Origin of the sequence: Microbulbifer sp. YPW1, assembly GCF_013367775.1 — a bacterium.
In the GTDB taxonomy this organism is placed as follows: domain Bacteria; phylum Pseudomonadota; class Gammaproteobacteria; order Pseudomonadales; family Cellvibrionaceae; genus Microbulbifer.
Genome location: NZ_CP055157.1, coordinates 4,542,781 through 4,557,877 on the forward strand (window position 1 = coordinate 4,542,781; position 15,097 = coordinate 4,557,877).

The 15,097-nt window shown below is 60.4% G+C and carries 13 protein-coding genes; all 13 read right to left on the reverse strand.

Annotation, left to right across the window (positions count from 1 at the left end):
* Positions 1-4: 4 nt before the first annotated feature.
* The 13 genes from HUW35_RS18560 to HUW35_RS18620 all read right to left on the reverse strand — a co-directional run bounded on the left by HUW35_RS18560 (position 5) and on the right by HUW35_RS18620 (position 15,080).
* Complete coding sequence (locus HUW35_RS18560; protein ID WP_181253678.1) at positions 5-1,258, reverse strand: MFS transporter; 1,254 nt, start codon at positions 1,256-1,258, stop codon at positions 5-7.
* Between the two features lie 120 nt (positions 1,259-1,378).
* Positions 1,379-3,478 (reverse strand): DUF3488 and transglutaminase-like domain-containing protein, encoded by a 2,100-nt coding sequence (locus HUW35_RS18565; RefSeq protein ID WP_181253679.1) that lies wholly within the window; start codon positions 3,476-3,478, stop codon positions 1,379-1,381.
* Positions 3,475-4,500: a DUF58 domain-containing protein gene (locus tag HUW35_RS18570; RefSeq protein WP_255463386.1), complete on the reverse strand. Its 1,026-nt coding sequence runs from the start codon at positions 4,498-4,500 to the stop codon at positions 3,475-3,477. Before HUW35_RS18570 ends, HUW35_RS18565 begins: the two co-directional genes overlap by 4 nt.
* 10 nt (positions 4,501-4,510) lie before the next feature.
* Positions 4,511-5,422 carry a MoxR family ATPase gene (locus HUW35_RS18575; RefSeq protein WP_181255797.1) on the reverse strand — a complete coding sequence of 304 codons (912 nt, stop codon included), beginning with the start codon at positions 5,420-5,422 and terminating at the stop codon, positions 4,511-4,513.
* 104 nt (positions 5,423-5,526) lie between these two features.
* Positions 5,527-6,711: an O-succinylhomoserine sulfhydrylase gene (locus HUW35_RS18580; RefSeq protein WP_181253680.1), complete on the reverse strand. Its 1,185-nt coding sequence runs from the start codon at positions 6,709-6,711 to the stop codon at positions 5,527-5,529.
* Positions 6,712-6,938: 227 nt separating this feature from the next.
* Complete coding sequence (purF, locus tag HUW35_RS18585; RefSeq protein WP_181253681.1) at positions 6,939-8,426, reverse strand: amidophosphoribosyltransferase; 1,488 nt, start codon at positions 8,424-8,426, stop codon at positions 6,939-6,941.
* A 68-nt stretch (positions 8,427-8,494) separates the two neighbouring features.
* Entirely contained in the window at positions 8,495-8,992 is a 498-nt protein-coding gene (locus HUW35_RS18590; RefSeq protein WP_078083264.1) for a CvpA family protein, read from the reverse strand.
* Positions 8,993-9,207: 215 nt separating this feature from the next.
* On the reverse strand, positions 9,208-9,933 hold the full coding sequence (locus HUW35_RS18595) for an SPOR domain-containing protein (RefSeq protein ID WP_181253682.1): 726 nt from the start codon (positions 9,931-9,933) through the stop codon (positions 9,208-9,210).
* The gene (gene folC / locus HUW35_RS18600) at positions 9,917-11,185 is read right to left on the reverse strand and encodes a bifunctional tetrahydrofolate synthase/dihydrofolate synthase (protein WP_181253683.1); all 1,269 of its coding nucleotides are present in this window, start codon (positions 11,183-11,185) and stop codon (positions 9,917-9,919) included. The genes HUW35_RS18595 and folC overlap by 17 nt, the downstream gene beginning before the upstream one ends.
* A 160-nt stretch (positions 11,186-11,345) precedes the next feature.
* A complete protein-coding gene (gene accD / locus HUW35_RS18605; RefSeq protein WP_181253684.1) occupies positions 11,346-12,200 on the reverse strand; it encodes an acetyl-CoA carboxylase, carboxyltransferase subunit beta in 855 nt (284 codons plus the stop codon).
* Positions 12,201-12,378: 178 nt separating this feature from the next.
* Positions 12,379-13,191: a tryptophan synthase subunit alpha gene (trpA, locus tag HUW35_RS18610; RefSeq protein WP_181253685.1), complete on the reverse strand. Its 813-nt coding sequence runs from the start codon at positions 13,189-13,191 to the stop codon at positions 12,379-12,381.
* 11 nt (positions 13,192-13,202) lie between these two features.
* Positions 13,203-14,423 (reverse strand): tryptophan synthase subunit beta, encoded by a 1,221-nt coding sequence (gene trpB, locus HUW35_RS18615; protein ID WP_181253686.1) that lies wholly within the window; start codon positions 14,421-14,423, stop codon positions 13,203-13,205.
* A gap of 3 nt (positions 14,424-14,426) precedes the next feature.
* The gene (locus HUW35_RS18620; protein WP_181253687.1) at positions 14,427-15,080 is read right to left on the reverse strand and encodes a phosphoribosylanthranilate isomerase; all 654 of its coding nucleotides are present in this window, start codon (positions 15,078-15,080) and stop codon (positions 14,427-14,429) included.
* Between the last annotated feature and the right edge of the window lie 17 nt (positions 15,081-15,097).

Genomic DNA, 15,097 nt, shown 5'->3' on the forward strand with positions numbered 1-15,097 from the left:
AAGATCAGTTCTCTGCAGAATCAGATTGATGGATACGCAGTTGACGGAGGGCACCGCTGAGCCAGGCAAGTACAAAAGCCACCAGGCTGAAAATACCGGCCCACCACAGGGTAGTCAGCGGGGCGGAAAACTCACTGATAGCGCCCGCCACCAGCGCGCCAATCGCCGCACACCCGAACAGCGACAATTGATAGATCGAAATGATCCGGCTGCGCACCTGCTCTGGAGCCAGCAATTGCACAATCGACTTGCCCAGCGCCGCAGAGGCAGCAGCTACCGCGCCCCAGCAAGCGCACAGGAACATCAGCCCATAGGCCGTGGGGCCAAAACTTATGGCGATCAGTAATGCAGCGCTGTAGAGCAGGCACATCAGCACACCGCGCCCGGGCGTATCGCCCTGCCCCCGGCGCAACATGGTCACGGTCGCCACGACGGTTCCCAGTACAAATGCAATCTGCAGGGTCGCGTAATAACTGGCTCCGCGACCGTAGCTTTCCGCCATCAGTGGCAGCACCACCAGGAATACGCCGATATGTACCAGGCCGTTGAATCCCACAAGCAGTACCAGTTCGAAAATCGCACGGCTGTTTTTTACCTCGGCAAACCCCTCAAGCAATGCCCGCGGCAGCTTCTGACGGGCCGCGTGTGGTGCCGGCCCCAGATGACGCAGGGAAAAGAAAAACAGTGCGGCGGCGAGCAGAACACCTACCTGGATCATCAACAAAAGTTCCGCGCCCCAGTGATCAAAGCGGCTTGCCAGTAGCATTCCCACCGCTTGGCCACCGTACTGGGCCAGCATCATCCAGGTCACTGTATGCTGAACCCGCGCTTCACTCAGGCGTGCGCGGCCATCTTCAGGTGTGCGCGCACACCGCTGTACCAGATTATCCCGGGCCGGCTGCAGGAATGCGGTGCAGATGCCAAGGCTCACGCCGTATAGCAATAGAAGATGAAGGCTGGGAAGTCGATCCAACAGGTAGTAAGCCAGCGCCGTATGACACAGGCCCAGGCCGAGACAGGACAGTGCCGCCACACGCGCGGAATCGAAGCGGTCTGCGAGTGCGCCGCCAAACAGAAGAAAAACCAAATTGGGTAGCAGTACCGATGCCTGGACCCAGCCCAGCTGCAGGGCCGGCAGTTCGACCAACGCCACCGCGATCCACGGCAGCAGTACTACCTGCAGGCCGGTGGCCAGTGAGGTGCCGCTATAGCCCAGCAAAAATGTTCGCAGCCGTGCGGCCAGTGCGGGAAATGCCATTACAGAATCCGGAAATGCGTTTGCGCGCTGCCACCGGAGGACTGGATTGCGTTCCCAGCCACAATCCGGCGCTGCTCCCGGCGCAGTTCGGGCGGGCACCAGCGCCCACCCGAGGGGGCGCTATTGTCCCACAGATTGACCTTCTGTGGGGCTGTCAGTGTGCCGCAGGGTCCCCCGGGCCAGGCGCAGAGGCCAGAAAGTCCGCAGCAGACGCCGCAACTGTTTTTCCGCTTGCTCGTCATCCCCATAGGCAGCTTTTTCGTACGCGCTGGTAATGCGCGCGGCCATCGGACCGAGGCGCGGCAATTCGCGCTCGATCCTGCGGGCGTAATCCCCGGGGGTTTCACCGGGATTGCGCGCCAGCCCGGCACCGGCCATGCGCTGGCAGAAGCGCAGATACAGCCGGCTACTAGTTGGCAGTGCCGGGCCGCGGCTGGATAGCTTCAGCCACACGAATAAACACAGCAGCGCCAGCAGCATGGGCAACCCGATAAACAATGCCATCCGCAAGGGAGAAACCTCCCCCAGTATTCTTCGCAGTAATCCCTGCTGCCGCTCACTATCGAAACTCACTACCGTCTTGTACCAGCGATAGTTGACCATGTCCCACTGCAACCGCAGCCGGGAGACAAACGCGAATTTGTGCAGAGGAACCAGCGAATCCTGCATAAATTCGTCAGCGGCAGCACTCTGCAGACCATCGCGAATCCGCTCCGGTGCGACCGCCGCCGTCGGATCCACTCGCACCCAGCCCCGTGCCGGCAGCCAGATTTCCGCCCAAGCGTGGGCATCGTACTGGCGCACCAGCAAATATTCCTCCTGCTCCACCCACTCGCCGCCCTGATAACCAGCCACTACACGGGCCGGAACCCCAGCCGCACGCATGGTAAAGACGTAACTACTGGCAAAGTGCTCACAGAAACCCTCGCGGGTGGCAAACAGGAATTCATCCACACTGTCGCCACCCAGAGTGGGTGGCCGCAGGGTGTAGGTGAAACGGCGGTTGTAGAGATTCAGCAAGGCGTCGGAAATGGCCTCGGCACTCAAACCTTCATCGCGCCGGGCCCGAGCCCAGGCCCGAGCCCGGGGATTGCCCTGTGCGGGCAACTGCAGATGACTGCGTCGCTCCAGCGCGTCCAGCCGATCGCTACCCGTATTATCGCGAGGCCAGGAGCGCACATCGTAGGCGAGCCTGCTTGCCACCGGTGTCTTGTACACCAGGGTATCGTCACCAGTTTCGCGCACGCCGCGGGTCTCCGAATGCGGCCGGGCCAGGGCGAACAACCAGGGAGAGTTGCTGGGCTCCTGAATAACCTGGTAACGGTAGCGCGGCCCCACTGCGGGAAGTGGTCGCTCACTGGCGTCGGTATCCTCGCCCCGGAGGCTGCGCCCATGACCGCGGTTACCCTGCCCCGAGCGCCCCCAATAGAGTCCACCCCTATCAGCGCCGGGCTCACTCCAGCTGCGGCCGTCGAAGTGGGTATATACCAACCCCCGCCAGTAGCGCTGCTCCGGCGGCGGCACGGGGCCGTCAAAACTGATGCGCAGGGCCGGCTTGGCGGACTTGGACAATTCGCTCAGGTCCCCGGGGCTCATGGAGTCACTGATGCCGGTACTCGCCGAGTTACTGTTCTGAGGCACCGCCCACAAGGGGCCGAGGCGCGGCACCACTACAAACAGCACCAGCATCACCGGCATCGCCTGCGCCAGCAGCTTGGCCGACAATCCCAGCGCCCTGCCCGGGCGCGCACTGCCAAGACCCTGCTGCGCGATCAGCGCAGCAGTGATGATCACAACACACAGAATGCCGTACAGCGCATAGGGAATCGTCTGCTCAAACACGAACAGGGTGGCGGCGAGGAAATACGCCAGCAGCAGGCTCAGCAGGGCGTCCCGTCGACTCACCAGCTCGATATTTTTTAAGGTAAAAGATACCGCCAGAAGCGCCACCATGGGCTCCAGGGCAAACCAGCGCCGGTAAGTGAGCACCAGGCCGGCCAGCGCCAGGGAGACCGCCAGTAGCTTGACCATCCGCCCGGGCATCTCGCGCCGCCCGCGAAACACTTCCAGGCGCCAGTAAACGGCAAGGCACCAGCCACCTAGCAGCCAAAGAGGCAAGTGTGCAGAATGCGGCAGGAGTACCACCAGCTGCGCGGCAAAAATCCATAGCAGGCTCTCCCGCGGCAGCAGTGATTCCAGCTGACTGACACCCCCGCTCATTGACTGACCCCCTGAACCGGGAACAACGCCAGGCGAGTGAGTACCTGCTGCCGGTGCGCGGTGCCAAGGTCGGGCGCTATGGTCTGCCCGGGGATACGCAAGCCGTAGGGGACCTGCGCGCGATCCGCCTCCAGCACCCAGGCACAGAGGTTGCTGAGGCGGGTTTCCACATCTCGGCCTCCCAGCAGGTCCCAGTCCAGCCACAGATGCTGATCGCTGCCGGAGGCGTATTCCTTACTGTAGAGGTCGCGCCCCCCGGCGTACTGCTTCCAAGCCACATGCCGCAGGGAGTCCCCCGGCTGATAATTTTTCAGTCCGGCAAAGTCTTCACCACTGCGGGCAAAGGACTGCAGCTGCTCACCCTCCCCCACACTGGCGCCGAAAGGCAGTGGTCCAGCGGGCCTGGGTTGCGGATACACCAGGAACTCCACATCCAGATCAACCCAACTCCAGCAGGTGAACAGCCCGAGTGGAAAACGGCTGTGTACATAGATCCGCGGTGCGCGCACACGCCCCCGCTGTAGCAGTGGGAGATCGAGGTGGACCTCACGGGCATCGCTTTCAATGACGTCGGCAATAATGCCTTCCTCCGGTGGCCACGCCAGGCGCACGCGCTCGTGGCTGCGCTTGCCGGTCTTGCGCAAAGCCATCCTGGCCCGCCCGAAATCGCCGGCAAACGCGGGCTCTGTATCCAACAGCTGCAGTTCCAGACCGGACAGGTTGGCAAAGGTGTGCACCGGCAGCACCACAAACAACCCTACCAGCAGGAATGCGACAGCAAACACGAGGTTGTTTTCGTAATTGGTGCCGAGCAGCCACAACAGGAAAATTACCAGCAGGAATCCCATGCCTGCGCCGGTGGGCAGTACGAAGAGTTTGCGGTGATCCAGGGTAACCCGGCGGGCGGCGGGCAGTCGGCGGTCCAGCCAGCGCAACCAGCGCGCGCGGAACAGCGGCCGAATTGCCGTTTGGCCGGTTTCCGCGGGTGTGTCGCTGCTGTTTGCAAAGCGTTTTTCGAGCACGTCGAGGGCCTCAGGCGGCGATGATGTCCACCTGGTGCATCATGCGTTCCACCAGCTGTGTGCCGTCGGTGCCATCCGTCTGCAGGCGGTGACCTGCAACGGCGGGCAATACGGCCTGAAGGTCTTCCGGCAGCAGGTGGCCGCGGTTATGGATAAGGGCCCAGGCGCGGGCCGCATGCAGCAGGGCCAGGGCCCCACGCGGGGAAAGGCCCACCGCACATTCGGGGCTCTGACGACTGTGCAGCACCAGGCGCTCCAGATAATCGAGCAGGGACTCGGATGCCTTTACCTGCCCCACCAGGGACTGCAGCTTGCGCAGCCCTTCGCTGTTGATACGGGGTTCGAGCTGGGCAAGTTGTGCGCGCGGGTCAACACCCTGAAACAGCGCGCGCTCGGCCTCACGAGTGGGGTATCCGAGGCTGATACGCATCAGAAAGCGGTCGAGCTGGGATTCCGGCAATACGAAAGTACCGGATTGCTGCAGTGGATTCTGGGTGGCGATGACGAAAAAGGGCTCGGGCAACGCGCGGGTTTCGCCGTCGATACTGACCTGACGCTCTTCCATGGCTTCAAGCAGCGCACTCTGGGTTTTGGGAGAGCTGCGGTTGATCTCATCAGCAAGCAGCAACTGGCTGAAAACAGGGCCTTCGTGGAAGCGGAACTGACCGGAGTCGCGCTCGAAAATACTCACGCCGAGAATATCGGCGGGCAGCATATCGCTGGTGAACTGGACGCGCTTGTAGCTGAGGCCGAGGACCTGTGCCAACGCGTGCGCCAATGTGGTTTTGCCCATACCGGGCAGGTCTTCGATCAACAGGTGCCCGCGGGCCAGCAGGCAGGCCAAAGCCAGTTTTACCTGATGCTCTTTACCCAGAAGGACCTTGCCGATATCGGCAACAATCGCGGAAATGATTTTTTGCACGGCAAATCCATTACTGCTCAGTTTTTCTTCACTAGCCATTAATGATAGGCCTCGCAGTTAACGAGGCCATTCATCATGTCACATTCCGCGCCATTGTGACCGGATTATGCGAGGGTCGACAAGCCTCGCGCCAGATCGGCTTTCAAATCTTCCACATTCTCGAGTCCTACCGAGATCCGGATCAGGTTTTCACTGATCCCGGCCCTGGCCTTGTCTTCTTCGCTCAGGCGACCGTGTGTCGTGGTGGCCGGATGGACGATGGTACTTTTCGCGTCACCCAGGTTGGCGGTAACCGAGAAGATCTTGCACGCATCGATCACCTGCCACGCGGCCTCGCGATCACCCTTGACGGTAAAGCTGAACACCGCGCCGAAACCGGATTGCTGGGCCGCGGCCAGCTGGTGATTGGGGTGGCTGGGGAGACCGACGTAGTTGACCTTCTCCACCTGCGGCTGCTCTTTCAGCCACCAGGCCACATCCAGTGCGCTGGTGCAGTGGGCCTGCATACGCAGCTTCAGAGTTTCCAGCCCCTTGAGAAAAACCCACGCGTTGAACGGGCTCATGCTGGGGCCACAGGTACGCAGGAAAATGACGATCTCGTCCATCACGGCTTTGGGCCCGACAACCACACCACCCACACAACGGCCCTGGCCATCCAGGAATTTGGTAGCGGAGTGCACAACAATATCTGCACCCAGTTCCAGCGGGCGTTGCAGTGCCGGTGTACAGAAGCAGTTGTCGACCACCAGTTGGGCGCCGGCGCTGTGGGCGAGATCCGCCATGGCACGGATATCTGCCACTTCACACAGCGGATTGGAGGGCGTTTCCATAAACAGCAGTTTGGTGTCGCCATCCAGTGCGTCTTTCCAGGCCTGGAAATCGGTGAGGTCTACGAAGGTGACCTTGACGCCGAACTTGATCATGTAACGGGTGAACAGTGCGGTGGTGGTACCGAACACACTGCGCGAGCAGATGACTTTGTCACCGCTTTTCAGCAGTGCCATGCACAGGCTGAGGATGGCGGCCATGCCGCTGGATGTCGCGACGGCGGCCTCCCCTCCTTCCATGGCGGAGATGCGCTGTTCGAACATGCGCACGGTGGGGTTGGTGTAGCGCGAGTAGACGTTGCCGGGTGATTCCCCGGAAAAGCGCGCGGCGGCTTCTGCCGCTGAGGGAAAGACGTAACTGGAGGTGGCGTAAATGGATTCGGAGTGCTCGCCTTCCGCCGACCGGCTCTGGCCTGCACGTACCGCCAGAGTTTCCAGTGCGTAGCCGTCGTCTTCAAACATGGATTAACCGTCCCGGGTTAGAAATAGTTGGACCGGTAATCTTACCCCATCAAGGCAGTTTTGGCAGACCGAAAGCCAAGAGGCACGAATCAGGGAGCTTCGTAGATAGTTCGGTGGCGGCGCCGCTACCGATGGTTGTTTGTGAGACACCTTCTCATCGGATAAAAACACTTCGGCCCACACTATGGTGGGCCGAAGGAGCGATGAGACTGCAGAAAAACTACTTTTTACAAAGAGCTTTCGTTGCCCTTGCCCGTCTTCGCGTTGTCGTTACGCGCAGCATGCAGACTGTCGAGATATTCTTCAGTGACATCACCAGTGATGTACTTGCCATCGAATACCGCGCAATCAAATTCCTTGATGTCATGGTTACCGTCAGAAGACGAAACGATCAGCTCATCAAGGTCCTGATAAACCAGCCAGTCCGCACCAATTTCCTCGCACACCTCTTCAGTAGTGCGGTTGTGCGCAACCAGCTCAGTCGCAGACGGCATATCGATACCGTAAACATTCGGGTACTTCACCGCCGGCGCCGCCGACGCAAAGTATACCTTCGCAGCACCCGCCTCACGGGCCATCTGGATAATCTGCTTACAGGTAGTGCCGCGCACAATAGAGTCGTCCACCAGCAACACATTCTTGCCGCGGAACTCCAGCTCGATCGGGTTCAGCTTCTGGCGCACAGACTTCTTGCGCTGTTTCTGGCCCGGCATGATAAAAGTACGGCCGATATAGCGGTTCTTCACCATACCCTCACGGAACTTCACACCCAGACGGTGTGCAACCATCTGGCCGGCAGAACGGGAAGAGTCTGGAATCGGGATTACCACGTCGATATCGTGGTCCGGGCGTTCGCGCAGAATCTTTTCCGCCAGGTGCTCGCCCTGACGCAGACGCGCCTTGTGTACAGAAACGCCGTCCATGATGGAGTCCGGACGGGCGAAGTACACGTGCTCAAAAATACACGGACGCAGCTGCGGATCTTCCGCACACTGTTCGGAGTGCACGGTGCCATCCAGCTCGATATAGATACATTCACCCGGCGCCACGTCGCGCACCAGGGTGTAACCCAGTACATCCAGTGCCACGGACTCAGAGGCCACCATGTACTCGGTGCCCTTGTCGGTCTCGCGCTTGCCGTAAACCAGCGGACGGATGCCGTTCGGATCGCGGAATGCAACAACACCGTAGCCGACAATCATTGCCACACAGGCGTAACCACCGCGCACACGCTTGTGCACTGCACGCATGGCCGTGAAGATGTCTTCTGCCTTGGGCTGGAGTTTGTGCTGCTTGTGCAGTTCGTGGGCGAACACATTCAACAGCACTTCGGAATCCGAGTCGGTGTTGATGTGGCGCAGGTCCTGCTGGAAGATCGCTTCCTTCACCTCGGTGACGTTGGTGAGGTTGCCATTGTGGGCCATGGCGATGCCGTAGGGGGAGTTGACGTAAAACGGCTGGGCGAGTGCGGGGCCGGAGCTGCCGGCGGTGGGATAGCGCACATGGCCAATGCCAAAGTTGCCTGTCAGGCGCTGCATATGGCGCGCGCGGAACACGTCGCGCACCAGGCCATTTGCCTTCTGCTGATTCAGGCGGTCACCATCACAGGTGACGATACCCGCGGCATCCTGGCCCCGGTGCTGCAACAGGGTAAGCGCGTCGTACAACTGCAGATTGACGTCACTTTTACCGACGATTCCAACGATGCCACACATACTTCAGATAACCCCAGTCATTTCGAAATGGTCATGGTGCCCCTGTGCCGCATCCTGCAGCCCAGCGATCAATCAAGTTGCCCTGCGAAGAAATCCTTGATCGCGCCAGCCGCTTCGCGCGCGCGATCCTCAAATTCTAGAAAATGCGGTATCAAGGTCGATTCCTGCCACCAGCTGTCTTCGTTGACCGGCGCCAGCGCCGGGGCGAAGATCAACAGCGCCATCACAATGATGCAGCCGCGAAACAATCCAAATACCATCCCCAATACCCGATCCGTGCCGGAAAGGCCGGTGGCCTCTACAAAGGCAGACAGGGTCATGTTCAGGCCGGCTCCGGCCAACAGGGTGAATATGAACAGGATGGCAAAGGCGGCGATGGCCTGCAGCGAAGGTGTATCGACAAGGTTGGAGAGCAGTGGCGCCAGCTGGTCGCGAAACATCATTGCCACCACGAATGCAGCCACCCAGGTGAGTAGCGACAAGACTTCGCGCACGAAGCCTCGGCTCAAGCCGATCAGCGTGGAGATGGCAACGATTGCCAGAATGGTCCAGTCAGCCCAGTTCATTCAACCCTACCTGCTACGCGGCGGCTGCCGCGAAGAGCGCGCATTCTAACTTACCGACCGGGGCCCGTGAAGCAGTTCACCGAATCCCGCGAAGTTAATCCGCGGACAGGGGGCAGGAACTTACTGAACTGTCCGGTCAATCACGTCAAATAACACCTGCAGGCCGGCTTCGAATACAGAACGGTAAGCGTAGTGTGGTTAACAGGGGCGCGGTATCACGCCCGATAGCGCAGAACCAGGGTCTCGGTCTTGAGCAGCTTGTCGAGCTTCTGTTTATCCGACTGGGCATCCACCCGGCTTAGCTTGGGCCCGACAAATACCCGCACAAAACGTCCTTTGGCAGTGTCCACCGAACGGGTGTAAGCGCGGAAACCGGCGTCCATCAGTTTTTTCCGCATCCGCTCGGCACCGGCAGCCTCTTTATAGGCCGCCACCTGAACTACCCAACCCTCCGGCAGGCCCTGGTCGTCCAGCTGGGTTTTCTCCGCCGGTAGCTGCACCGCGCTCGCGGATTCCGACTTCACTTCCGGCTTGGGTTTGGGCTCAACCGCGGCCACTTTTGCCTCGGTTTTTGTCTGGGCTTGCGGCTTGGCTTCCGGTTCCGCCTTCAGGGAGACGGACTCTGGATCCGGCGCGGGGGATTTCGGCTCGACAAACTCCGGCTGAAACACCTCGTTTACCGGGGGGGCCGGTTCCACATCGGCAACGGGCTCTGGCTCGGCAATGGCAATCGGCTTGATATCCGGAGCGGGAGGGATCTGACTGGTCACGTCGATATAGCGCGCGCCCTCACGGTCAAACAGGGTCGGCAGAAAGATGACCGCCAGTGCAGCCAGTACCAGCGCCCCCACAATGCGCTGCTTGACCCCGTCATTCAGGCGGCGTGAAGCGCGCCGGTTTTCCGGGGAATAAGAGTCCGAATCACTATTCCGGCTGGGCATCTTGTTGTTCTCTTGTGAGCTGGAGTACCTCTGCAACGGTAAAGAAAGAACCGAATACAAGCAACCTGTCGTCCTCACCCAACTCTCCGAAAGCACGCTCCAGCTGGGACTTCACCGCCATACTCGGGGTAGAAACCTGCTCTGCCGGGACAGCCGCAGCGGCCAGCGCCGCCTCAATCTGCTCCGCGCCCGCGGCCCGCGGGTTATCCGGCAACAGTGCCGGATACCAGTGGTCAATGGAGGACCTGAGTGGCGCCAGCAGACCTGCCAGGTCCTTGTCTGCCATGGCCGCGAAGAGTGCCAGTGTCCGTCCCGGCACAGGATGCTGCTTCAGCCAGCTGGCCAGATACTCGGCCGCCGCCGGGTTATGCCCGACATCCAACACCAGATTACGCCCGCGCATGGTGAGCGCCTGACAGCGCCCCGGCATCTGCAGCTGCTCCAGGGTTGCACATACCTGGTCCGCCCCGGGCAGTGCACCCGCCACGGCCAGCGCGGTAATCGCTGCCGCCACACTCGCCGGCGGCAGCCGCAACTCGGGCAGTCCGAGCACCAGTTCGGGTTCGGCCTCCAGCCGATAAGCGCCATCCACCAGGGAAAAATGCCGGTCGATAAAATAACTGTCACACCCCAGCTTGCCCGACACATCGATGACAGAGGCCGGTGGTCGCGGATCCGCGCACACGAATGTCTTGCCCGCCCGCAGAATCCCTGCCTTCTCGCGTCCGATCACCTCCCGATCACTCCCCAGCCAGGCTTCGTGATCCACCGCCACACTGGTGATGATTGCGACATCCGGGTCCACCAGATTCACCGCATCCAGCCTGCCACCGAGCCCCACTTCCAGCAGCGCAAACTCCACATCTGCCTGCTTGAACAACCAGAAGGCCGCAAGCGTGGTGAACTCGAAATACGTCAGGCTGGTCTCGCCGCGCGCCTGCTCCACCGCCTCGAATGCGGCGATCAATTGCGCATCTTCTACTTCTTGCCCATTGATCCGAATCCGCTCGTTAAACCGCAGCAGATGCGGTGAGCTGTACGCCCCTACCGAATGATCCCCGGCACGCAACAGCGCTTCCATGGTGCGCACGCAACTGCCTTTGCCATTGGTACCGGCTACAGTAAACACGCGCCGCGCGGGCACCTGCACATCGAGCGCGCCGGCAACGGAAGAAACCCGCTCCAGTCCCAGTTCAATTTCAGAGGGGTGCAATTGCTCCAGGCGTGAAAGCCAGGATTGAAGGTCTCGCATCGGGTCACCGGTTGTTAGTCTGGTGTGGGGATTTTAGTCGGGAAGAAGAAAGGGAAACAGAGATGATTTACAAAGCCCGGGGAAGGACTGGGGAAGCAACCCCGGTAGCGGCGTTATAACAACACCGGCTACCGGGATCTCAGGATGGATTCGGCCGGGATCAGTTATTGGTGAGCTTACCCAGCAGGCGACCGACCGTGTTGCGCATGTCCTTGCGCGGAATAATCATGTCGATGGCACCGTGCTCCAGCAGAAACTCGGCGCGCTGGAAGCCCTTTGGCAGCTTCTGGCGAATGGTTTGCTCAATGATATTCGGGCCGGCAAAGCCAGCGCGGGCACCGGGCTCTGCGGCATTGATGTCGCCCAGCAGCGCCAGAGAGGCAGAAACCCCACCGTACACCGGATCTGTCATGATCGAGATGTAGGGCACGCCCGCCATGCGCATCTTTTCCAGCACCGCCGAAGTCTTCGCCATCTGCATCAGCGAGATCAGCGCCTCCTGCATGCGCGCGCCGCCGGTCGCAGAGAAACAAACCAGCGGAATGTTTTCTTCCAGCGCGCGTTGCGCAGCACGGGTGAACTTTTCTCCTACGACATAGCCCATAGAGCCGCCGTGGAAAGCAAATTCAAACGCAACGGCAACAACCGGTTTGCCCTCGAGAAGGCCCTGCATGGCAACCAGTGCATCTTTTTCACCGGTCGCTTTCTGGGCCTGGGTCAGGCGATCCTTGTACTTTTTGACGTCCTTGAACTTCAGACGATCCACCGGCTCTACATCGGTAGCCAGCTCTTCACGGTGCTCCGTATCCAGGAACATATCCAGGCGACGGCGGGCACCGATACGGAAATGGTGTTCGCACTTCGGACATACGTCCAGGTTGCGCTCCAGCTCCGGCAGGTAAAGGGTGGAATCGCACTTCACGCACTTTTTCCACACCCCTTCCGGCACCTTGCTGGCACCGGCACGACGCTCGGTACGAATGACCGAGGGAACAATTTTTTCTAACCAGCTCATTCTGTTTCCAAAATCCGATGCTTGCAGAATTTAACTTGCCGGGACACCAGCCCCGGGATAGAGGCATAGCTTAAATGACCGGCAATTCTAAAACCGCGAATTAAACCACTTTCAAAAAAATTGCTCTTGGCCAGATAAGCCGCCGAATCAGGCTTTCTGGCCAATATGCACTGGAGCCTCAGTTATCCAGCGCAGTCCGCATTTCCGATACCAGGGCGCCAACGCGATCCTTGGCCGCCGCACCATCGGCAGACTCACCCACAGCAGACACCAGCACACTACCCACTACCGCACCGTCGCCATCAGCACTCACCGCCTTGGCGGAGGCACCGTCCTTGATACCAAAGCCGACGCACAAAGGCAGGTCGGTGTGGCGACGGATACGCGCCAGGTTTTCGCGCACGGAATCCAGATCCAGATGGCCGGCCCCGGTGACGCCTTTCAGGGATACATAGTAGACAAAACCACTGGCGAGACGGGTTATCTCGGCGATGCGCTGATCGCTAGTCGTGGGTGTAAGCAGGAAGATGTTGCGCAGGTTGCGCGCCTTGAGCAGCTCGTTGAGAGGCCCCGCCTCTTCCGCCGGCAGGTCGACGGTAAGCGCGCCGTCCACACCGGCCTCACGCATGTTGTCGGCAAATGCCTCGAAGCCCATTTTGACGATAGGATTGGCATACCCCATCAGGATCACCGGAGTGTCCGCATCCCGGGTGCGAAACTCCTGCACCAACGCCAGGCATTTACGCAGGGAAGCCTTGTGCTCCAGCGCACGCTCGTGGCCTTTCTGGATCACCGGCCCTTCGGCCATGGGATCGGAAAAAGGCACCCCCAATTCAATCAGGTCAGAGCCGCTGGCAACCAGCTGATGCATCAGGCCTACGGTGTTTTCCAGACCGCCATCACCGGCAACAATATAGGTCACCAGCGCCTTGCGCCCTTCACCGCGCAGCTTGGCAAAGCGACGGTCGATTCTGTTCTGTTCTTCTGTCACCGTGTCACTCCCTACACTTCTATGCCGTCGATGGCGGCCACAGTGAATATATCCTTGTCGCCGCGACCGGACAGGTTCACAACGATATTCTGCTCGGGTGACATGGTTGCCGCCAGCTTAAGGGCATAGGCCACCGCATGGCTCGACTCCAGCGCGGGCAGGATGCCCTCGCTGCGGGTCAGGGTACGGAATGCCGCCAGGGCTTCGTCGTCATTGGCCGTCACATATTCCACACGACCAATGTCCCGCAGCCAGGCGTGTTCTGGCCCGACCCCTGGGTAGTCCAGCCCCGCAGAGACTGAATGGGTCTCGATGATCTGGCCGTCCTCGTCCTCCATCAGGTAGGTGCGATTGCCGTGCAGAACACCGGGAACACCATCATTCAGCGGTGCCGCATGACGCCCGGTTTCCAGGCCATCACCACCGGCTTCAACACCGTACATTTTTACCGCTTCGTCGCTGAGGAACGGGTGGAACAGGCCGATGGCGTTAGAACCGCCACCCACACAAGCTACCAATGCGTCCGGCAGCTGGCCAAATTGCTCCAGGCTCTGACGACGCGCCTCGCGACCGATCACGGAATTGAAATCCCGCACCAGCTGCGGATAGGGATGCGGGCCAGCCACGGTACCGATGATGTAGAAGGTATCGTCCACATTGGTGACCCAGTCGCGCATGGCTTCGTTCATGGCGTCCTTCAGGGTCTTGGAGCCGGACTCCACCGGAATCACTTCCGCGCCCAGCAGCTTCATGCGATAGACATTCGGGGACTGGCGCTTGACGTCTTCCGCACCCATGTAAACCGCGCACTTGAGCCCCAAACGGGCTGCGACAGTGGCCGTGGCCACCCCGTGCTGACCGGCACCTGTCTCGGCAATCACCCGGCGTTTGCCGCTGTGCTTGGCAAGCAGCGCCTGCCCCACGGTATTGTTTACCTTGTGGGCACCGGTGTGGTTGAGATCTTCACGCTTGAGCCAGATACGTGCGCCGCCCGCCTCCGCGGTCAACCGCTCCGCCAGATACAGCGGGGACGGACGTCCGACATAGTGGGCCAGGTCGTAGTCAAAAGCGGCCTGAAACTCGGGATCGTTTTTCAGGCGCTGGTACATTTCCTGCAATTCATCGAGAGCGCTGATCAGGGTTTCCGATACAAAGCGCCCACCAAATTCCCCGAAATGCCCTTTGGCATCCGGAAAAGCCCCATAGTCGACGGGGGATGCGGGTTTACTCACTGCTCAAACTCCTTGTGTCAATTCTGTACTGCGGGCGCTGCCGCTCTGGGCTGCGCGGGCGGCACGGATAAATTCGTGCACTTTTGCGGCATCTTTTCGTCCCGGTGACGCTTCGACGCCACCACTGACATCCACCGCGTGAGGGCTGGCGACAGCAATCGCCTGGGCCACATTGCCCGGGTTCAGGCCGCCGGCGAGAATGATCTGACGGCCACTGTCCGCGGGAACACGCTGCCAGTCGAACGTATCTCCGGTACCGCCGGGGACTCCCTTGCGATAGGCATCCAGCAGAATGCCCCGGGCATCGGGGAACGCCGCCATCGCCTCCAGCGGGTCCAGCTCGGGCTTCATCCGCAACGCCTTGATATAGGGGCGGTGGAACTGGCGACAATAAGGGGCGTTTTCACTGCCGTGGAACTGCAACAGGTTGAGCGGCACCTGATCCAGCACCGTCTCCACCTGCTTGGGGTGGGCATCGACAAACAGGCCGGTAAGTACCACAAACGGGGACACGGCCCGAGCGATTTCTGCGGCCTGCTGCGGGGTTACATTGCGCGGACTGGGCGGATAGAAGACAAGACCGAGCGCATCGGCGCCGGCATCTACCGCGAGGCGGGCATCTTCGACACTGGTAATTCCGCAGATCTTTACGCGCATAATCCATACACCGCTGA

What these genes read in the sequence shown, in the direction of transcription:
- HUW35_RS18560 (WP_181253678.1), bottom strand. Translation starts at nt 1,258, where the DNA reads ATGGCATTTCCCGCACTGGCCGCACGGCTGCGAACATTTTTGCTGGGC.
- HUW35_RS18565 (WP_181253679.1), bottom strand. Translation starts at nt 3,478, where the DNA reads ATGAGCGGGGGTGTCAGTCAGCTGGAATCACTGCTGCCGCGGGAGAGC.
- HUW35_RS18580 (WP_181253680.1), bottom strand. Translation starts at nt 6,711, where the DNA reads ATGTTTGAAGACGACGGCTACGCACTGGAAACTCTGGCGGTACGTGCA.
- purF (WP_181253681.1), bottom strand. Translation starts at nt 8,426, where the DNA reads ATGTGTGGCATCGTTGGAATCGTCGGTAAAAGTGACGTCAATCTGCAG.
- HUW35_RS18590 (WP_078083264.1), bottom strand. Translation starts at nt 8,992, where the DNA reads ATGAACTGGGCTGACTGGACCATTCTGGCAATCGTTGCCATCTCCACG.
- HUW35_RS18595 (WP_181253682.1), bottom strand. Translation starts at nt 9,933, where the DNA reads ATGCCCAGCCGGAATAGTGATTCGGACTCTTATTCCCCGGAAAACCGG.
- folC (WP_181253683.1), bottom strand. Translation starts at nt 11,185, where the DNA reads ATGCGAGACCTTCAATCCTGGCTTTCACGCCTGGAGCAATTGCACCCC.
- accD (WP_181253684.1), bottom strand. Translation starts at nt 12,200, where the DNA reads ATGAGCTGGTTAGAAAAAATTGTTCCCTCGGTCATTCGTACCGAGCGT.
- HUW35_RS18620 (WP_181253687.1), bottom strand. Translation starts at nt 15,080, where the DNA reads ATGCGCGTAAAGATCTGCGGAATTACCAGTGTCGAAGATGCCCGCCTC.